Origin of the sequence: Lacipirellula parvula (assembly GCF_009177095.1) — a bacterium.
In the GTDB taxonomy this organism is placed as follows: domain Bacteria; phylum Planctomycetota; class Planctomycetia; order Pirellulales; family Lacipirellulaceae; genus Lacipirellula; species Lacipirellula parvula.
On record NZ_AP021861.1, the window covers coordinates 6661809 to 6680161 of the forward strand.

At 64.1% G+C, this 18353-nt stretch carries 17 protein-coding genes; 5 read left to right on the forward strand and 12 right to left on the reverse strand.

Translation table 11 applies throughout. The features are described 5' to 3' along the window. The first annotated feature begins 7 nt into the window (after nucleotides 1-7). The 3 genes from PLANPX_RS25965 to PLANPX_RS25975 all read left to right on the forward strand — a co-directional run bounded on the left by PLANPX_RS25965 (nucleotide 8) and on the right by PLANPX_RS25975 (nucleotide 3593). Complete coding sequence (locus tag PLANPX_RS25965; RefSeq protein WP_152101535.1) at nucleotides 8-1636, forward strand: phytoene desaturase family protein; 1629 nt, start codon at nucleotides 8-10, stop codon at nucleotides 1634-1636. Nucleotides 1637-1898: 262 nt separating this feature from the next. After that, nucleotides 1899-2291 (forward strand): Fe-S cluster assembly sulfur transfer protein SufU, encoded by a 393-nt coding sequence (sufU, locus tag PLANPX_RS25970; RefSeq protein ID WP_152101536.1) that lies wholly within the window; start codon nucleotides 1899-1901, stop codon nucleotides 2289-2291. Between the two features lie 12 nt (nucleotides 2292-2303). Beyond that, entirely contained in the window at nucleotides 2304-3593 is a 1290-nt protein-coding gene (locus tag PLANPX_RS25975) for an aminotransferase class V-fold PLP-dependent enzyme (RefSeq protein ID WP_152101537.1), read from the forward strand. A gap of 124 nt (nucleotides 3594-3717) precedes the next feature. Here PLANPX_RS25975 and PLANPX_RS25980 read toward each other — a convergent pair whose 3' ends face one another. Continuing rightward, a complete protein-coding gene (locus tag PLANPX_RS25980; RefSeq protein WP_152101538.1) occupies nucleotides 3718-3999 on the reverse strand; it encodes a SelT/SelW/SelH family protein in 282 nt (93 codons plus the stop codon). A 93-nt stretch (nucleotides 4000-4092) separates the two neighbouring features. On the opposite strand from PLANPX_RS25980, the gene PLANPX_RS25985 reads away from it, so the two are divergent. Continuing rightward, a complete protein-coding gene (locus PLANPX_RS25985; protein ID WP_152101539.1) occupies nucleotides 4093-5010 on the forward strand; it encodes a M48 family metallopeptidase in 918 nt (305 codons plus the stop codon). Nucleotides 5011-5062: 52 nt separating this feature from the next. On the opposite strand, the gene PLANPX_RS25990 is transcribed toward PLANPX_RS25985, so the two are convergent. Continuing rightward, on the reverse strand, nucleotides 5063-6151 hold the full coding sequence (locus PLANPX_RS25990; protein WP_152101540.1) for a PA0069 family radical SAM protein: 1089 nt from the start codon (nucleotides 6149-6151) through the stop codon (nucleotides 5063-5065). Nucleotides 6152-6460: 309 nt separating this feature from the next. Between PLANPX_RS25990 and PLANPX_RS25995 the strand changes: the two genes are divergently transcribed. After that, nucleotides 6461-6928 (forward strand): FxsA family protein, encoded by a 468-nt coding sequence (locus PLANPX_RS25995; RefSeq protein ID WP_152101541.1) that lies wholly within the window; start codon nucleotides 6461-6463, stop codon nucleotides 6926-6928. A gap of 114 nt (nucleotides 6929-7042) precedes the next feature. On the opposite strand, the gene PLANPX_RS26000 is transcribed toward PLANPX_RS25995, so the two are convergent. From PLANPX_RS26000 to PLANPX_RS26045, 10 genes are all read right to left on the reverse strand, one after another. Beyond that, nucleotides 7043-8668 carry a cytochrome-c peroxidase gene (locus PLANPX_RS26000; RefSeq protein WP_232536253.1) on the reverse strand — a complete coding sequence of 542 codons (1626 nt, stop codon included), beginning with the start codon at nucleotides 8666-8668 and terminating at the stop codon, nucleotides 7043-7045. 96 nt (nucleotides 8669-8764) lie between these two features. Beyond that, on the reverse strand, nucleotides 8765-9367 hold the full coding sequence (locus PLANPX_RS26005) for a peroxiredoxin (protein WP_152101542.1): 603 nt from the start codon (nucleotides 9365-9367) through the stop codon (nucleotides 8765-8767). 111 nt (nucleotides 9368-9478) lie between these two features. Beyond that, nucleotides 9479-9997: a thiol peroxidase gene (gene tpx / locus PLANPX_RS26010; RefSeq protein ID WP_152102007.1), complete on the reverse strand. Its 519-nt coding sequence runs from the start codon at nucleotides 9995-9997 to the stop codon at nucleotides 9479-9481. Nucleotides 9998-10184: 187 nt separating this feature from the next. Continuing rightward, entirely contained in the window at nucleotides 10185-10748 is a 564-nt protein-coding gene (locus tag PLANPX_RS26015; protein ID WP_152101543.1) for a hypothetical protein, read from the reverse strand. Nucleotides 10749-10965: 217 nt separating this feature from the next. Next, nucleotides 10966-13257, reverse strand: coding sequence for a tetratricopeptide repeat protein (locus PLANPX_RS26020; protein ID WP_152101544.1), 2292 nt, complete (start codon nucleotides 13255-13257; stop codon nucleotides 10966-10968). Between the two features lie 402 nt (nucleotides 13258-13659). After that, on the reverse strand, nucleotides 13660-14829 hold the full coding sequence (locus PLANPX_RS26025; RefSeq protein WP_152101545.1) for a GTPase: 1170 nt from the start codon (nucleotides 14827-14829) through the stop codon (nucleotides 13660-13662). Then, a complete protein-coding gene (locus PLANPX_RS26030; RefSeq protein WP_152101546.1) occupies nucleotides 14826-15680 on the reverse strand; it encodes a type III pantothenate kinase in 855 nt (284 codons plus the stop codon). The genes PLANPX_RS26025 and PLANPX_RS26030 overlap by 4 nt, the downstream gene beginning before the upstream one ends. A 30-nt stretch (nucleotides 15681-15710) precedes the next feature. After that, nucleotides 15711-16730 carry a GTPase ObgE gene (gene obgE, locus PLANPX_RS26035; RefSeq protein ID WP_152101547.1) on the reverse strand — a complete coding sequence of 340 codons (1020 nt, stop codon included), beginning with the start codon at nucleotides 16728-16730 and terminating at the stop codon, nucleotides 15711-15713. An 82-nt stretch (nucleotides 16731-16812) separates the two neighbouring features. Next, nucleotides 16813-17070: a 50S ribosomal protein L27 gene (gene rpmA, locus PLANPX_RS26040; protein ID WP_152101548.1), complete on the reverse strand. Its 258-nt coding sequence runs from the start codon at nucleotides 17068-17070 to the stop codon at nucleotides 16813-16815. Nucleotides 17071-17189: 119 nt separating this feature from the next. After that, the gene (locus PLANPX_RS26045; RefSeq protein WP_152101549.1) at nucleotides 17190-18182 is read right to left on the reverse strand and encodes a hypothetical protein; all 993 of its coding nucleotides are present in this window, start codon (nucleotides 18180-18182) and stop codon (nucleotides 17190-17192) included. Nucleotides 18183-18353: the final 171 nt, after the last annotated feature.

Here is an 18353-nt window from a genome sequence, read left to right on the forward strand (position 1 = left end):
TGTCGGCATGGCTCAGCATGGCAAGTTTGATTGCATCATCATCGGCGGCGGCCACAACGGCCTCGTCTGCGCCGCGTATCTCGCCAAAGCGGGACGCAGCGTGTGCGTCCTCGAACGCCGCCACGTCCTCGGCGGTTGCGCGACCACCGAAGAGCTGTGGCCCGGCTACAAAGTCTCGACCGCCGCGTATGTGATCAGCCTGTTCCAAATGGGCATCCTCCGCGAGCTGCGGCTGCCGCAGTACGGGCTCGAGATTTTGCCCCGCAACCCGTCGTCGTTCACGCCGCTCCCCGATGGCCGCAGCCTCACGCTCGGCCCCGACGCGGCGCTGGCCGAGCGCGAGATCAGCAAGTTCAGCATCCGCGACGCGACCGCCTACCCGCGCTACAACGCGCTGCTCGAACGGATCGCCGCGACGCTCGAACCAGCGCTCAACGAAACGGCTCCCGATCCGCTGCCGCTGCCCGAACACTGGCGCAAGATCGGCATGGGCAAGCGGCTCCGCGACGGCAAGAAGCTGTGGCAACTCCACGGCGCGCTCAAGGCCCTCGGCGCCGATCTCCCCGAAGCGGTCGAGATCCTCACCGGCGCCGCGCGGCCGATCCTCGAACGTTGGTTCGAAAGCGAAATCCTCAAAGCCACCCTCGCCACCGACGCGATCATCGGCGCCTTCACCGGCATCAGCTCGCCCGGCAGCGCGTACGTGCTGCTCCATCACGTGATGGGCGAAGCCGGCGGCGCCCGCGGCGTGTGGGGCTACGTTCGCGGCGGCATGGGCGGTCTCGCAACGGCCCTCGAAAAGGCCTGCCGCGATCTCGGCGTCGACGTCCGCCGCGAGTCGCCCGTCAACTCGATCCACACCGATCGCCACGGCGCCTGCGGCGTAGGACTCGAAGACGGCACGCAGCTCGAAGCTCGCGTCGTCGCGTCGAGCGCCGACGCTCATGTCACCTTCGAGAAGCTGCTCGATCCGCAGGTGCTGCCCGAGGAGTTCCGCACCGCCGTCTCGCGCATCGATTACGCGAGCGCGTCGGCGAAGATCAACGTCGCGCTCTCCGAGCCGCCGCAGTTCACCGCGCTGCCCGGCACCGGCGTCATGCCGCACCATCACGGCACGATGCACATCGGCCCGACGCTCGACTACCTCGACCGCGCCTACGACGAAGCGAAGTACGGCGAACCGAGCAGCAGCCCGATCCTGGAAATGACGATGGCCACCAGCGTCGACGAAACGCTCGCCCCGCCCGGCAAGCATATTTTGTCGATGTTCGTCCAATATGCCCCGTACAAGCTCGCGAGCGGCACGTGGGACGAACGCAAAGAAGCGTTCGCCGACCGCTGCATCGAGGTGCTGGCCCAGTACGCCCCGAACGTGCCGAAGGCGATCGAGCATCGGCAAGTGCTCAGCCCGCTCGACCTCGAACGGGTCTACGGCATCACCGGCGGCAACATCATGCAGGGGGCGATGTCTCCGCATCAGCTCTACTGCTTCCGCCCCGTGGCGGGTTGGGCGGATCACCGCACCCCGGTGCCGGGCCTCTACCTCTGCGGCGCCGCCAGCCACCCCGGCGGCGGCGTGATGGGCTCCTGCGGCAAAAACGCCGCGACGGAAATCCTCCGCGATAAAGCATGGTAGAAGGGTTCGGCGGTTAGGGTTCAGGGTTCAGCACAGCACTAACGCTCGCAAAACCAGCGAGCCGGGGCGTCCCCGCCCCCGGCCGTGCACCACGCCCCGGCCGCGCGAACCTAGCCCCTCAATTCCCCCCCTCTTATAATGAGGGATCGGCTTACGGCTGCGCGGTTCCAGCATTGGAACAAGCGCCGCCAAGACCGCGGGGACAAGCCCCGCGGCTCGCTCTCGATTACTAGCGCCTCGCGCCTTCCAACTAGCGCCTCACATGCCTTCCGAAGAAGAATTCTATCAGGAGCACATCCTCGACCATTACGAGGACCCGTTCCATCGCGGGCATCTCGCCGAGGCGACGCACGCTCACGAAGACAAGAACCCCCTCTGTGGCGACGTGGTGCGGATCGAGCTCGCCCTCGACGACGACGGCAAGATCAAGAACGTCTACTTCAACGGCGACGGCTGCGTCATCAGCCAAGCCTCGGCCTCGATGCTCATCGAAGAGATGTACGGCAAAACGGTCGACGACGTGAAGAATTTCACTGCCGAGGAAATGCTCAACCTCTACGGCCCGCGACTCACGCCGAACCGCCAAAAATGCTGCCTCCTCTCCTGGAAGGTGTTGCAATCCGCAGTCCACTCGCCACTGACAACTGACAACTAACGAATGCCAACCATGACTGCCGCGATCGATCGCACCGCCCTGCTGCCGGTCGCGCTGCGCAACGACTTCCCGATCCTCAGCGAAGAGGTCGGCCACCATCAGCCGCTCGCGTTTCTCGACAACGCGGCCAGCACGCAACGCCCGCGCCAAGTGATCGACGCCATCAGCGGCGTCTACGAGCGCACCTACGCCAACGTCCATCGCGGCATCCACACGCTGAGCGAGCTCAGCACCGAGCAGTACGAAACCGCCCGCCGCAGCGTCCAGCGGCTAATCAACGCCCGCGAGTTCCACGAAGTGATTTTCACCTCGGGGACCACCGCGTCGATCAACACGGTCGCCCGCAGTTGGGGCGACGCCAACCTCCGCACCGGCGACGAGATCATCCTCTCGGTGATGGAGCATCACTCGAACCTCGTCCCCTGGCAGCAACTCGCCCAGCGGACCGGCGCCGTACTGCGACACATTCCGCTCACCGAGGACGGACGGCTCGACATGCCGGCGTACGAGCAACTGCTGAACGAACGCACGAAGCTCGTGGCCGTCGCCGCCGTGTCGAACACGCTCGGCACGATCAATCCCGTGGCCGAGATCGTCGCCAAGGCCCACTCGGCCGGGGCGCTCGTGCTGATCGACGCGGCTCAAAGCGTGCCGCATCTCGCGGTCGACGTGCAGGCGCTCGACATCGACTTCCTCGCGTTCAGCGGCCACAAGATGCTCGGCCCGTCGGGCGTCGGCGTCCTCTACGGCAAAGAGTCGCTGCTCGACGCGATGCCCCCGTTCCTCGGCGGCGGCAGCATGATCAACGAAGTGAAGCTCGACAGCTTCACCCCTGCGGCGCTCCCCGCGAAGTTCGAAGCCGGCACGCCGCCGATCGTTCCCGCGATCGGCATGAGCGCGGCGATCGACTACCTCCAATCGATCGGCCTCGACGCGATCCATCGCCACGAGTTCGAACTCACCCGCTACGCCTACGACGCCCTCTCGCAAATCGAGGGACTGCGGATCCTCGGCCCGGCGCCGGAACATCGCGCAGGCTTGGTGAGCTTTGCGTTCGAGAAGGTGCATGCCCATGAGTTCGCCCAGGTGCTAAACGACCAGTTCGGCGTCGCCGTGCGAGCCGGCCACCACTGCACGCAACCGCTCCACGCCCACCTCGGCATCGCCGCCAGCACGCGAGCGAGTTTTTATCTGTACAACACACTGGAAGAAGTCGATCGACTGATCGAAGGCGTGCAAGCCGTGCAACGGATGTTCGCCCCGCAAGGCCGGCAACGCAAACGCCGCAAGCCTGACGAATGAGCGCGTTCTCGATCACTGCTCTGTGGGAGGGGTCTCCGACCCCGAAGCAGCGCGGCAAATCGATGACGGCGTGTGGTGGTAAACGGTTTCGGCGTCGGAGACGCCTCCCACAACAATCACCCAATCACTTCTTCTCGCTGTGCCCCAAATCGCGCTGCGGCGCAATTCGATCGCGCACCATCTGCTTCAGCTCCTTGATATCAGGAAACCCTTCCCGCTCCGCGCGATCCCAAACGAGCTCCTCATTCACACGAATCTGAAACACGCCCCCCGTCCCCGGCGCCAGCGCCACCTCGCCTAGTTCCTCAGCGAACGTCGAGAGCAACTCCTGCCCCATCCACGCAGCGCGCAGCAGCCAGCGGCATTGGGTGCAGTAGACGATCTCGACTCGCGGCGAACGATTCATAGCGGCTCCTGGTCACGCCGAATTTTCCTCAACTTCGGCCGCCTGCTATAGTACTACCGGCCACTTCTCTTGCAAAACCGCGGAACCGTCGCCATGCGATTGCCCAGCCCTTTTCCGTTTCCTCAGCAACGGTCGCGCAACTCCGGCGGACGCTCTCCATTCGGCGGTTCGTCAGACGGTCGGTCGAACGGCCTCAAGGCTCGGCTGCTCATTGCACTCGCCATCGTCGGGTTCGCCGTGCTGAGCTACTATCTCAAGCCAGGCGATGTCAATGAAGTCACCGGCGAAGTCGAGCGCGTCGCGCTGATCGATCCCGAGGAAGAGATCCAGCTCGGCCTGCAAGCGGCGCCCGAAATGGTCGACATGCATGGCGGGCAGTCCCGCGATCGCGGCGGGCAGCAGGCGGTGAACATTGTCGGCAACCAACTGCTCGATGCACTCGACCGCGACCTCAAACAACACGATCGCCACAACCCGTATCGCAACGCCTTCCGCTTCACGCTGCTCGCCGATCCGCAGACGGTGAACGCCTTCGCGCTGCCCGGCGGACCGGTCTTCATCACCCAGGCGCTGTATGATAAGTTCACGACGAAGGGCCAGCTCGCCGGCGTGCTCGGCCACGAGATCGGCCACGTCCTCTCGCGCCATGCTAACAAGCAGATGGCGCGGCAGGGTATGTTCCAAGGCATCGCCGGCGCCGTCGGCGTGCTCGGCGGAGACGTGAACAGCGCTCAAATGGGGCAGATGGTTTCGTCGGTCCTCAGCACGAGCTACGGCCGCGACGCTGAACTCGAAAGCGACAAGTGGGGCGTCCGCCTGATGGCGATGGCCGGCTACGACCCGCGGGCGATGATCGACGTGATGCAGATCCTCGACGAAGCAAGCGGCGGCGCGGGTGGCCCGCCGGAGTTCCTCAGCACGCATCCGAAGCCGGCGAACCGGGTGGAGTACATCAAGCGGGTGATTGCCGAGGAGTTCCCGAACGGCGTGCCAGATGGCTTAGAGAAGTAACCCGCAAGCTCGTCCGGACTTTAGCCCTGGACTCCGCCCGGGGCTAGTGCGATCAAAACAGAGGCAACTGCTCGCCGCTGATCCGCGGCGGGCGGAACGCTTTGTTGCTCAGCGGCGGTGACTTCCCATCGAGCCCGTACCGCTTCACAAACACGCGAAACGCCTGCTCGATCTGATCCGCCATCGGCCCGGTGCCGCGCATCCGCTGGCCGAACTCCGCCGTGTTGAGCTTTCCTTTGCGGGCCGCGCGGACGAACGATTCGACCTTCGCCGCGTGGTTCGGCCGTTGCCGCGCGATCCAGTCGAGGAAGACGTCCTTCACGGTCGAGGGCAGCCGCAGCAGCGTATGGTGGGCGCCGATCGCTCCCGCCTCGCTCGCCGCCTTCAAGATCGCCGGCGTCTCGCTGTCGGTTAGTCCGGGAATGATCGGGCCGACCATCACGTTCGTCGGTACGCCCGCCTTGGCCAGCGTTTCGATCGCTCTCAGTCGCGCCGTCGGGGCGCTGGTCCGCGGCTCCATCACGCGAGCGAGCGATTGGTCGAGCGTCGTCACGCTGATCGCCACCCGCACCGCCTGGTGGGCTGCTAGCTCCTGCAGTAGATCGACGTCACGCGTAATGAGCGCGTTCTTGGTGATCATCCCTGCCGGTTGCCGGCACTCGGCAAGCACCTCCAAACAGCCGCGCGTCAGCTTGAACTCCCGCTCCGCCGGCTGGTAGCAGTCGGTCACTCCGGAGAAGACGATCGTCTCGGCCGTCCACTTCGGCCGCGCAAGGAACTGCCGCAGTAGCTCGGGGGCGCGTCGTTTGACGAGGATCTTCGTTTCGAAGTCGATCCCCGCGCTCATACCGAGATATTCGTGCCCGGGACGAGCGTAGCAGTAGCTGCACCCGTGGCTGCAGCCGCGGTAGGGGTTCACGCTGTAGTTGAAGGAAACGTCTGGGCTGTCGTTCGTGGCGACGATCGACTGCGACTCATCGTCGAGATACTGCGTCGGCGGGCGATCGAGCGAATCGAGGTACTCGTCATCCTCGGCGACGTGCTCGAAGTCGTCGACCTGCCGGGTATGGAGATACGGATTGTCCGGCTGCACCCCCGCGGCCCGGCCGCGAATGTTCGGTCGTGAATTGGCGCCGCTCATGGATATGAACTCACGAAGCAGGTCTAACAGCGAACTAGGAGTCAGCCGCGGCCTCCATGTGGGAGGCGTCTCCGACGCCGATTCCGGTCACCGCTACCGGACGATATCGCCTTACCGCGCGACCTCGGGGTCGGAGACCCCTCCCACAAATCCTCGGCCCTCCGACGAGAATTGTGAACATATGTACATATTAAGTCAAGGCGAGTTACGGAACCGCCGTTTCCAAGGGGGGCGACTGGCGCGTACGATTGACTAGTCGCGGCGGGAGTTCGCTGCGGCACTGCACGCTTGAGGGCCAGCGTTACGCCGATGATACGTTCGCTACTGTTGTTCGCGTTTGGTTACATCATCCTGGAGATGATTTTGCTCATCTCGCTAGGGAGGGCGATTGGGTTGCTTCCGACGTTGCTACTAGTTCTGGGCGCCGGCTTCGTCGGTGCGTGGCTCGCGCGACGCGAGGGGCTGCGCTCCGCGATGAGAATGCGGAGCCAGATGGCGGCCGGCGCGATGCCCGCCGCGGAACTGACCGACGGCCTGCTGATCGGCCTCGCCGCGGTACTGCTAATCATCCCCGGCGTGCTCGGCGACGTCATTGGCATCGCCCTGCTGCTGCCGCCGGCGCGAGCGTTTATTCGCCGATCGCTAGCGGCGAAGTTCGACAAAGCGGCGACGTTTAGCCGCTTTACCGTTGATGAAGGCGGGCGGGCGATGCACACGCCGCGCGGGGATCAGATTATTGATGCCCGCGTCATCGAAACGCGCGTGGTTGAGGAGTAGAACGCCGACGCGATTCTAGCCCCGGGCTCCGCCCGGGGATCGGCCACCACATCGCGCGACGTTGCCGAACGGAATGGAAACTCACCCCCGGGCGGAGCCCGGGGCTAGGGAAGCTCACGCCGCTTTGGCTTCTGCTTTCTCTTCCTTCAGCTCCTCTTCCGCCTTCTCCTTTGCCACTTCGGCGTCGGGCAACAAGCGATCTTCTTCGACTTGCGGCAGCTCGCCCGTGAGACCTTCCTTCATAAAGGCGACAAGATCGGCCTTGTCCTGATCGCTCAGTTCTAGCTTCTTCACCTTCTCGCTCAGCCACGCGTTCGGGTGGCCCCCCTTGGCGTACCACTCAACGACCTCTTCGAGCGTCGCTTGCGAGCCGTCGTGCATGTACGGAGCGGTTTGCGCCACGTTGCGGCAAGTCGGGGTCTTGAAGGCCCCCTTGTCGATCTCCTCATTCGAGATCACGAAGCGGCCGAGATCGGGCTCCTTCGCATCCATGCCAACGCCGAGGTTGTGGTACTTCTCGTCAGTGAAGTTGGCGCCGAGATGGCACGCCGTGCAGCCTGCTTGCTCGCTGAAGAAAAGCTTGCCGCCGCGGATGGCGCTCTCGCTGATCGGGTGATCATCGGAAGCCTTCTTGAGAGCCATGTACTCGTTGTACAGCTCCTGGTCTTCTTCCTTTAGCGCGTCGAGGTCTTCGATGTCGGCGGCGAACTGCTGCTGGAAGGCGTCGAGTTCCGTATAGTAATCCCACGGCGCCGGGCCGGTGACGAGGGTCCGCTCGAACGACGCAATCGCCTTCGCGACGTTGTCGATCGTCAGGCCGTCTTCGAAAACCAGGTTGAATTGCTTCACGTATCCGGGAATGCCGCGGAGGCACTCGATGCAGGCTTCGTGGGTGTTTGACATCTCGATCGGATTGGCGATCGGGCCCTTCGCCTGCTCTTCGAGCGACGCCGCCCGACCATCCCAGAACTGGGCGCCGCTGAGGATGCGGTTGTACGCGGTGGGCGAGTTGCGATTCCCTTCCTGCCCCTCGACGCCGACGCCAAACTTCGTCGCCGCGGCGTAGCCGGTTTCTGACGCATGGCAGCTTGCGCAGCTCACCGACGCATCAGACGACAACCGTGGATCGAAGTAGAGTTGCCGACCGAGCTCAATCTTTGCGCGGGTGAGCGGGTTCTCGTCGAGGCCCTTCATCTCCGCTTCGCCCGCCTTCAGGCCGAGCGGCAGTTCCGGCTTCAGCACAACATGGTTCTTCGGCTCGGCGAGCCAGACTTCCATTTCCTCGAGCGTGATTTCGCCTTCGCCGGGGATGCCGGCCGTCAGCGAGGGGTCGCCGAGTTGGACCGTCTCAGCGGGGAGCATCTTGGTGATCTTCTCACCGGGAGCGGCGAGATCGGCTTCAGCGTCGAGCTTCGGTTCAACGCCCGGCTCTTGCTCCAAGTCGGTGTCGACGTCGGCCGAGGCGACGGCGTCGGCAGCGGCTTCTTCGCCCGCATCTTCCGCGGGGAACTTAGGAGCGGGGCCGCCCGCTTGAGCCTTCTTCGCGGCAGCGTCGGCGGCGAGCTCTTCGGCGTCTTCGCCAGCGTCGTCGGCTTTCTCATCAGCAGCCTTCGCATCGTCCTGCTTCGCGGCAGCCGCCTTCCCCTTCGCCGGCGGCGCGTCGCCGTCGCCAAACAGATACTTGTTCGCCAGCAAGGCGATCGCGACCAGAACGACAACAACGACGATGAACCGCGCCATGCGTCAACTCTCCGAGCTTGGGGTCAAAAGCTTGAGATAAAGAACCGGCCGCGGCGCCCTTCTGGCTGCCGCGGCCAGCTGGATCCTTCCGTGGCGTTAGCCTGCGGTTTGCAGGTTCGCCTTTTCGAAGTACTCGAGGCTCTTCTCGGGATCTGGCTTGATGGTGAGGCTGCCTTGCTTCCAGTTAGCCGGGCAGACTTCGCCGTTCTTTTCGAAGAACTGCAGGGCGTCGACCATGCGGAGGGCTTCGTCGACGCTGCGGCCGAGCGGCAGATCGTTGACGACTTGGTGACGAACGACGCCTTCCTTGTCCATCAGGAACAGACCACGGAGGGCGATGCCGTCGTCGGTGAGGACGCCATACTCTTCGCCGATCTTGCGGTTGAGGTCCGCGAGCATCGGGTACGCGATGTCACCGAGGCCCCCCTCCGAGCGGGCGCGTTGACGCCACGCGAGGTGGGTGAAGTGGCTATCGATCGAGCAGCTCAGCAGTTGCACGCCGCGCTTCGCGAACTCGGCGTTCGCATCCGAGAAGGCGATGATCTCGGTCGGGCAAACGAAGGTGAAGTCGAGCGGGTAGAAGAACAGCAGCACGTACTTGCCGCGGTAATCTTCAAGCTTCACTTCTTGGAACGTGCCGTCGGCCATGACGGCCTGACACGAGAACGAGGGAGCGGTCTTTTGCACGAGCGATGACATGGCGAATCTCTCAGTTAACGGTGGGTGGCGGCGGGAAAAACGAATTGTCCGGACGGGAATCGTTCCTTCGATTCATTTTTCAACCAAACCTTGGCGATGGCGGGGGCGTCGCTACGCGAGCGACTTCACGGCGGCGAGCGCGGGTTCGTAGTTCGGCTCGCTGGCGACTTCGGGGACGTATTCGACGTAAGCGACTTTGCCGGCGCCGTCGAGCACGAAGATCGCGCGGGATAGAATCTTCAGCTCTTCGATCAGCGTGCCGTAGCTGTTGCCGAAGTTGCGATCTTGGTAATCGCTGCCGACCCGCATGTTCGCGATCCCCTCGGCGCCGCAGAAGCGGGCTTGGGCGAACGGCAGGTCGAGGCTGACCGTCACGGCATTGATCTTGTCGCCGAGCGCGGCGACCGACTCGTTGAACTTCTTCGTCTGGATCGCACAAACCGGCGTATCGAGCGACGGGACGACGCTCAGCAGCGTCGGCTTGCCTTTCAGGTCGGCCAGCGTCAATTCCTTCAGGCCGTCCTTGTAGTAGTGAAGCTTGAAGTCGGGGGCTGCGTCGCCGACGGCGAGCGCCTTGCCGGCGAGCGTGAGCGGGGTTCCCTTGAACGTGACGGCGCCTGAGCGACCCATATCTTGACCTTTCAGCATGAAGGCAGTGAGCGTGATGCAGCCTGCATGGCGGGGCGCGCTGCAGGGACACTTATTGTCGGCTTTTGGCGAGCCAAGACAAGGGTTTCAGGGCGCCGCAACGGCCAGTATAGGGGAGGTCTATCGCAGGCAGAATTGCCGCCTATTTAGCAGCTGAAATTGCTCAGCCTTACGCCCCCGTCGCCGTGCGGTAGCAGTGGTCGAACAGGTGCTCCCACTCCAGCCGCTGAATCTCGCGGCACGCCAGATCGTCGCCGCTGCGAACCGCCGCTTCGCACGCATCGACGAACGCGTACGGATCGAACGCCCCGCCCGACGTCACGCGCTGCACCGCTTTGCTGTCGCCGAGCCCCAGCTGTGCGATCGCCGGCCCTAGCTCGCTAAAAACTTCATGCGGCCCCACGTGGCGGAACCAATACTTGGCGTTCGAGAAATCGCCCTCGCGACGATGCATCACGCCATGCCAGAAGCTGCCGCTCGGCGTTTCGATCTGCTGGCTAATCGAATGCGACTCGTCGAGAAAGTCGTGAAGCAGCCAGAGGCCCGCGAGACAGCAGCGGGCCATGTCGAGGTCGACGAGATGGGCGTCGCGAAACACCGTCGCCAGCGTCACCGCTTGCAGCGTGCGTCGTGCGTTCGCATCGCCGCGGCCACTCCCTAAAGTTCGGAGTCGATCGCCTGCCAACAGCGGCGCAAACGCCGGTCCATACGCCGCGGGGTCGAAGGTGTCCATCGCGTTGCCTCATTCCGAGTGGTGCGTCGCAGTGCGGGCTGCGACGTACCAGTCTCGGAGAGGCTGCGCTCACCGTCAACACGTGACGGCCTGGGTCAGAGCGTTTCTAGCCCCGGGCTTCGCCCCGGGGGTCGGCCACGACATCGCGAGACGTTGCCAAACGGAATGGAAACCTACCCCCGGGCGGAGCCCGGGGCTTCATTAACACGGAAAGCGATTAGCGGCGGCGAACGTTCGTTTCGCTGTTGGAACGGCGGGCGACGTTCGTTTGTGGGCGTGGATTCGCTGGGCGTCCTTGTTGTGCGGAGGACGAGCTGCGACGCTGTTCGGCGACAGTCGATTCGCTCATCCGCGGCTCCGGCGTGGTGAGTTCCACTTTGCCCAAAGCTTGCCCCATCGCCGTGAGGTTCCCCTGAGCGACGAGCGTGGCGTCGTTGGTCAAAATCCCTTCGCTCACGCCTTGCTCGATCAGTTCCAAGCCCGCTTCGGTCAGGTCGTACGCCTTTTCACGCAGCCCGATCTCCCAGTAGGAAACGCCCATGCTCACCAGGGCGTCGCCATGGTGGCCCGGCGTGGCGAGCGGCGTCATCGGCGCCGGCTTCAACAGCGGCTTGCAGGCTTTGTCGTACCACTTGCACGCCGTGCGATGGTCGTTGCGGTGGACGGCATGGACGGCGCCGAGCTGGAAGCAGACGCGACCCATCACGTAATCAGTGTCAGGATACTCCGCACGATTCGTCGCGGCCGCCGTGAGCAAGCTTTGCGCTTGTTCGCCGTACTTCACCGCCAGGTCCGACTCGCCGCGGCGATGCTGAATCTCCGCCGCGTGGAAGTAGGCGAGGCCGAGTTCCCAGTTCAGTTCTTTGCGAGCCGCTTCGTCGGTCAGCGTCGGCGTCAGTTCGGTCACCGCTTGTTCGGCTTCAGCGACCCACAGTTTCGGGTCAATCGGCGGCGAGAGACGACCGCCGGCCATCAAGGCGCTTTGAGCAACTTGCAAGCGAACGGAAACGTCGGCTTCGCCGGAAGCGATCATCTGCTCGGCAATGCCCGAGGCCCGCGTGATCCACTGCCCGACGAACTCATCCTTCTGCTGCCAATCGCCGGCGGAAATCCGTTCGGCGACAGCCAAGTGGGCGGCGAGCAACACCTCGTGAGCCGAAGCCTGCACCATCACGTCGTCGTCGGCCGCAAGCTTGTCGGCCAGTTCAATCGCTTTATTGTGGAGCGAGATGGCCCGCTCTTGGACTTCCTTCGAGCCGAGGCTCGCCAGCTGGCCCATCTCTTCGAGAGCGGCGGCGCGGACGATATCGGGTGCCGTCTTTCCTTCAAGAATGTGGCGAGTCTGCTCGACGGCGTCGTTGTAGCGGGCAAGTCGCGTGAGGCACTTGGCCCACTGCAGGCGATACTCGTCGTTCGTCGGATCGGCTTCAACGGCCGAAGCCGCCAGCTTCTCTGCTTCCGCCAGTTGGCCGACGTGCAACTTGGCCGACGAGAGATAATAGCGGCAGTCGGCGTTGGTCGGATCGAGTTGGAGAGCCGTCTCGAGATCGGCGATCTGGTGCGTGTAGTCTTTCTCAGGCGAACTGTGAGCACGGTCGACGAACGCCTCGGCGCCGACGGCGCGGATCACGATCTCGCAGACCGCGTCGACCGGGGTCGGTTCGATGTCGCTCTCAGCGCTGTCGTCGCTCGCCATCTCGCCCATGTTCGGGCTGTGATGGTACGTGACGCCGCGTTCGGGGTACGTCGTCGAGACGAGCGAACCCATATCGTCGAGCATCGTCGCCGAACGGAATTCGGTGAGACCAAGCTTGCCGCTAAGGTCTTCCGCGGCGATTACCTCAGCTAGTTCGACGCGGATCGAGGCGATGCGATCGCCGTCGAAATCAACGATCGTCTGCGGGAAGCCCTTCAAATCGAATGAGAGCGTTTGCGCGGATAGATCTTCGTCGAGCGGCTCGCCCCACAGCTTGATCAGCTGATCGCGGGTGGTGACGCCGGGAGTCGCGCCATTGAAGCTGGCGGTCTGCAGTTCCGTTTGGCTTTGTGTGGCGGCAGGCGCATCTTCGGCGAACGCCATCGGTTCGTCGGAGGGGAACTCGTCGATGACGGCTTCGTCGGTCGCGACCAAACCTTGGGAGTCGCCAGGCGGATCGGCCAGCGTCGGCTCGGCGCTGCCCGCGGCGGGTTCAGCCAAGTCTGGTTCGAACTGTGATTCGTATTCAGAGACGTCGGCGATTGGCTCGAGCGGCGCTTCGTCCGACTGATCGGTGGCGAGTTCGACGTCGGGATCAACCGTCGACAGCCGCGGCCCGGTGACGATGATCGAGCGTTCGCCTGGTCGCGGAGCACGGTCGGCCGCGACGGCGAAGGCAATGTCGAGCGACGACGTTTCCTCCGCGCAAGCAAGAACGGAACCGCCGAAGGCGGTCAGGAGGCCGGAGAATGAGAGTAGGGCCCACCGCCGCACAGAGCGCAGGCGTGGCCTGGCGAGATTCCCCCCTGACATTGCAACATCCTCCTGCGCTGTGGGCGCTGGGCCATCCTGGCCCCGGCTGCTTCAAGATGCGAAATCTTGAGCCTCGTGAGTCGGGTCTCGGCGAGACGGCAAGCCGGCCGTCTCTTGTCGCAAGCGCTGCGCGTCCAATCTCGCGCGGCGTCGCGTGTCCATGAGTAACTATCGGCCGACACGGTTAGTCGCGTTGCGGAAAATAGTCCGATTAGTCACAGAAACCGATGTAAGCAAACCCTTTAGCGGCAGTGCTGGCAAGTGAATTCGGAGCGTAAACTTGCCGGCTTGTAGGAGAGCATGCGCGTTCACCCTAGCCCCGGGCTCCGCCCGGGGGTCGGCCGCCCTATCGCGCGACATTGCCAAACGGAATGGAAACCTACCCCCGGGCGGAGCCCGGGGCTAAAGCGCGAGTTGCGCTAGCAGTGCCTGCGCTTCATCCGTGTGCGAGTGGTTCGCAGCATTCAGAGCGGAGTGAAGTAGTTCAACTTGCCGCACCGTGAATGGAATCGCTTCACGCTGCGGCGGGCTTGGCACAAGCCGTTTGGCAATTGCCGACAACAACGCCGGCAAACCGTCGCCGGTCAGCGCCGAAGTGTAACAAAATTCTACGCCGCCAGCGGCGCGTCGCCGGGCGTCGACTCGATCCGCTTTGTTCACCACGATCAGCACCCGGTCGATCTCGGCAACGCCGAGTTCTTCGCGCCACTCGCGTGCGGCGGCAATCTGCGGCGAGTCGGCGAGTGTGGCGCCATCAAGCACCCACAACACAAGGTCCGCCCGCTGCAGTTGCTGGCGTGCCCGCGCGACCCCCTCGGCTTCGAGCGGGTCATTCGTTTCGCGAATGCCAGCCGCATCGGCGAGCCGCACCGGCCAACCGTCGATTGCCGTCTCGGCGGTTAGCACGTCGCGCGTCGTTCCCGGCTGGTCGAAGACGATCGCCCGCTGGTAACCGACGATCGCGTTGATGAGGCTGCTCTTGCCGACGTTCGGCCGGCCCGCGATGGCGACAAGCCACGGTTCAATCAGATGGCGGCCCAACGGCGCTCGTTCCAGCAAGCGCGAGAGCTGGTCGCACGCCGCATCGAGCTGACCGGCGTTCAATAACTCACGGATAGCAGCGACGGCTTGCTGCAGAGCGCCATTCCGTTGATTCAACAACATTTCGGCGGTACGGCGGGTCGTCGCTTGCGCGAGCACGGCGTCAGCCTCTGATTCGATCAACGACGCCGAACGCTGCTTCGCCCAATCGGCCTGCGACTGAATGACGCAGCCTGCCGATTCAAGGGCCGCGAGAATTCGCTGGGCCGCGGCGACGCCGCCGTGGCAGTGGATCTCAAACGCTGCATCGCCGCTGCGGATGACGATCACTTCCTCGCGATGCTCGCCCGCGCCCCATTCGCCGAACGCGATGCGATCGAGCGGCTGCGCTGCCGCTGAGCGCCCGTTTGCCGCACGGAAGGCGGCGTCGATCGCGGCCGTTGCTCCAGCCCCTTCCGCCGCGATGACGGCGACGGCGCCCCGCCCGGTGGGCGTCAGCAGAGACGCACAGCTCGCACGCTCGTCGCTCATACGACGACAGACCGTTCGGCCGCCAAACGAATACCAGAAAGCACGAGATGCGGCAGATGGCGAGCCGGCTGGTCCCCCAGCCCGATCAACGGCGCGAACCCATCAGCTCCGCCCCCGGTAAGAAAAACCTGCGGAGGCGTCGCACACTGGCCGGCGAGTTGCTTCACCAGCTCGCGAATCGCTCCCACGGCCCCCCAATAGGCGCCCGAAGCCATCGCCTCAATCGTCGACTTGCCAACGACCGGCGGCGGCGAGGCGAGCACCTGCGCATCGAGCTGCGGCAACGACGCCGTCCCCGCGTGGAGGGCGGAAAGCGTCAGCGTCGGACCGGCAACAATTGCCCCCCCTTCGAACGCCCCGTCGGGCCCCACGAGATCGACCGTCGTCGCCGTGCCGATGTCGATCGCCACGGCCGGCGACTCAGGACGGCGCAGTTGATTGATCGCGAGCACGCCGAGGAGCCGGTCGATGCCGACCTTCTCCGGCTCGGCCACGCGGACAGTGAGCGCGAGATCGGCGGCACGCAAACTCGCCAGCCGCCGCCATGGACGAAGCTGCAAGCGCGTGAGCAGTTTCTCGGCAACGCCGCGGTGAACCGACGCGACGATGCACTCGATTTCTTCGCTCGGCGGCAATTCGCTCAGGCAAGCGTCGATGGCGGCGGTCCATTGCTCCGCCAGACGATCACGGTGATCGACGCGAAAGACTTCCGCAGGAGTCGCCAGCGGAGTGGCTGCGATGGGCAGCGACGCCGGCTTGTCGCTCGCACACGCCCCGGCCGCGGGAAACCAGCCGAGCTTGATGCAGCTGCTGCCGACGTCGATCGCCAGAATGTTCGTATCGTTCGCCATGTGATCTGAGCCGAGCGGCGGCGTCAGCGGTTAACTGTTCGATGCGGCCTGCTCGGCCTTGCGCGATTCAACCAGCGTCGCGTAGGTCCGCTGCATGAGTGCATTCAATCCTTCGCCGGTCACCGACGAGAAGAGAAACACCTCGCGTCCCGTTTCGGCCGCGAGCTTATCCCGTACTTCATGAGCGCCGGGGAGTTCCCCTTTGCTCACAGCGATCAATTCGGGGCGATCGGCGAGGTCGACGTCGTACTGTTCCAGCTCGCCGCGAATGGTCCGATAGTTTTCCAGCGGATCGGTCCCGTCGACGGGCGCCGGTTCGACGAGGTGGATCAGCACGCGGGTCCGCTCGACGTGGCGGAGGAACTCGTGCCCCAACCCGGCGCCGGCGTGGGCGCCTTCGATCAACCCCGGAATGTCGGCGATCACCATCGTCCGATCCATGTCGATCTGCACGATGCCGAGGTTAGGGATCTTCGTCGTGAACGGGTAGTCGGCGATCTCCGGACGAGCCCGCGAGACGCGGCTGAGCAGCGTGCTCTTGCCGGCGTTCGGTTTGCCGAGCAGGCCGACGTCGGCGATCACTTTCAGTTCGAAAGTGATCCGCCGCTTCTCGCCCAGACCACCGGCCGTGAACTCGCGCGGGGCCTGATTAGTGGCCGACTTGAACCGGGTGTTCCCCTTGCCGCCGGCGCCGCCGCGAGCGGCGTAGACCTCTGCGCCTGGCTCCGAAAGATCCTTCAGCACGAACTCGCCCTCGGCGTCGATCAAGACCGTGCCGGGCGGAACGCGGATGATCAGATCCTCGGCCTTACGACCGTGGCACTTCGAGCCTTGGCCGTGAGCGCCCGACTTCGCCCGCCAATGTTTCCGATGCACCAGTTCCGAGAGACTGTCGACGCCTGGCTCGGCAATCACGATGACGCTTCCGCCATCGCCGCCGTCGCCGCCGTCCGGTCCGCCGCGGGGGACGTACTTTTCACGACGGAAGCTCATGCAACCGTCGCCGCCGCGGCCCGCTTCAACATCGACAGTAACGCGATCAACGAACATGGAACGACTCAAAAAAAACAGGGATGCACCCACCGGCGCATCCCTGGCGAAATCTAATCAAACAACGCGACGCGTCAGCCGACTAGTTGACCGACGGTTCCGGAACGATGTTCACGCGGCGACCTTCTTGGTCGAACAACACGCGACCTTCGGTAAGCGCGAACAGCGTGTAGTCCTTGCCTTGACCGACGTTCTTGCCGGCGCGGAACTTCGAACCGAGCTGGCGAACGATAATGCTGCCAGCCGTCACGAGTTGACCGCCGAAGCGCTTGACGCCGCGACGTTGACCGTTCGAATCGCGACCGTTGCGGCTCGAACCTTGACCCTTCTTATGTGCCATTGCAGAAGACCTTCGACTGTAAACGTTAGGCTAAAGGAAAAATCGATGCCGCGGCGAGGTCGCTGACCTCCAGCCTACGGACGACTAGTCCACAGCCCGAGATTCCGAGTCCGGCGATTCTACCGGTAAACCCAGCGATAGGCAACGCCTTCGCCGGAGTCATAGAAATCGGCCCGCTGGGGGGCGGTTCCGAAGCGAACTTCCCGCTCATTCTGGCCGATATCGTCGCCAGGACGCCAAAAGTTAAGCTGGAGCGTCTTGTAGGTGAATTTCCGCCCGGTCCCCGGGGCATCCCCCTTTTTGAAGACCCCCTTGGGATCGGTCCAGGCAAGGCCGTTCGACAGCCCCCGGACGTAGATCGAGAAGAAATCGATCTGCGGGTCGACGTCTTCCCACATCGCCACGCCCCACATGCCTTCCTGGGTGCGGCCGGCTTCGACCTTCAGCAACTGGTTGGCCAGGTCGACGCTGTTGTAGAGCTTGCCTCGCGGCATCTCGCGCTGCTCAATCGGGCCGAGCGCCGTCGGCACGATCCGATCGAGGTAAGACTTCCGCACCCGCTGGCCGCCGGAGCGGTCGTTGCTCGTTAGCACGAGTTCGGGAATGAAGCGAATCTCGTCGGTGCTCTTCTCCACGGTCTCGAAGGTGCCGTCGGGGTTTGCCTTGCCGGTGAGCCCGGCGCCGGTGTTCCGCACACGGTAGACCATATACCAGATTTGCTTGCGCTGAACGCGGCCGCTCGGCTGCGGGACGTCGACCTCGATCATCCGCAGCGGTTTGAACGCGAATTCCAGGCACCAGACGTCGTTGATGAAGACCGCGTCTTTGGCCATCTCGTAGAGCGTGCGGCTCTTGGTGGTCGTCGACGCCGGTTCCCACTGCAAACTGGTCTCGGAGAGGATTTCCGGGATGTCGTGGTGGCTGATGACATCCGCGCGATCAACCGACGGAGGAATCGTCGTCAGCACGCCCGGGGCGAATTCGCCGGGAGCGGGCGCGACGTTGGCCGTCACTTGAGCAGGTTCTTGGGCGCTGACCGCGGCGGCTCCGCAAGCGAGCGACGCCAGCGCGCACATGAGTGCCAAAGAACGGGAAAGTCGATCGCTGCGCATGAGATGCTGTTCCGGGAAACTGACGTAACGTCCGTCGCCGCACGAGCCATCCTATGCAAGGCGAGAAGGATCCTGACTTTAGACGTCCCTGCAGTATAAATGCCCTGCCCCGCAGCAGCAAACTTCGCCCCGTCGCCCCAGCCTTCCCGCGGCCGTTTTTTCGTGGTTTTA

Coding starts and splice junctions, on each gene's coding strand:
- PLANPX_RS25965 (WP_152101535.1), top strand. CDS start 8: ATGGCTCAGCATGGCAAGTTTGATTGCATCATCATCGGCGGCGGCCAC.
- sufU (WP_152101536.1), top strand. CDS start 1,899: ATGCCTTCCGAAGAAGAATTCTATCAGGAGCACATCCTCGACCATTAC.
- PLANPX_RS25975 (WP_152101537.1), top strand. CDS start 2,304: ATGACTGCCGCGATCGATCGCACCGCCCTGCTGCCGGTCGCGCTGCGC.
- PLANPX_RS25980 (WP_152101538.1), bottom strand. CDS start 3,999: ATGAATCGTTCGCCGCGAGTCGAGATCGTCTACTGCACCCAATGCCGC.
- PLANPX_RS25985 (WP_152101539.1), top strand. CDS start 4,093: ATGCGATTGCCCAGCCCTTTTCCGTTTCCTCAGCAACGGTCGCGCAAC.
- PLANPX_RS25990 (WP_152101540.1), bottom strand. CDS start 6,151: ATGAGCGGCGCCAATTCACGACCGAACATTCGCGGCCGGGCCGCGGGG.
- PLANPX_RS25995 (WP_152101541.1), top strand. CDS start 6,461: ATGATACGTTCGCTACTGTTGTTCGCGTTTGGTTACATCATCCTGGAG.
- PLANPX_RS26000 (WP_232536253.1), bottom strand. CDS start 8,668: ATGGCGCGGTTCATCGTCGTTGTTGTCGTTCTGGTCGCGATCGCCTTG.
- PLANPX_RS26005 (WP_152101542.1), bottom strand. CDS start 9,367: ATGTCATCGCTCGTGCAAAAGACCGCTCCCTCGTTCTCGTGTCAGGCC.
- tpx (WP_152102007.1), bottom strand. CDS start 9,997: ATGGGTCGCTCAGGCGCCGTCACGTTCAAGGGAACCCCGCTCACGCTC.
- PLANPX_RS26015 (WP_152101543.1), bottom strand. CDS start 10,748: ATGGACACCTTCGACCCCGCGGCGTATGGACCGGCGTTTGCGCCGCTG.
- PLANPX_RS26020 (WP_152101544.1), bottom strand. CDS start 13,257: ATGTCAGGGGGGAATCTCGCCAGGCCACGCCTGCGCTCTGTGCGGCGG.
- PLANPX_RS26025 (WP_152101545.1), bottom strand. CDS start 14,829: ATGAGCGACGAGCGTGCGAGCTGTGCGTCTCTGCTGACGCCCACCGGG.
- PLANPX_RS26030 (WP_152101546.1), bottom strand. CDS start 15,680: ATGGCGAACGATACGAACATTCTGGCGATCGACGTCGGCAGCAGCTGC.
- obgE (WP_152101547.1), bottom strand. CDS start 16,730: ATGTTCGTTGATCGCGTTACTGTCGATGTTGAAGCGGGCCGCGGCGGC.
- rpmA (WP_152101548.1), bottom strand. CDS start 17,070: ATGGCACATAAGAAGGGTCAAGGTTCGAGCCGCAACGGTCGCGATTCG.
- PLANPX_RS26045 (WP_152101549.1), bottom strand. CDS start 18,182: ATGCGCAGCGATCGACTTTCCCGTTCTTTGGCACTCATGTGCGCGCTG.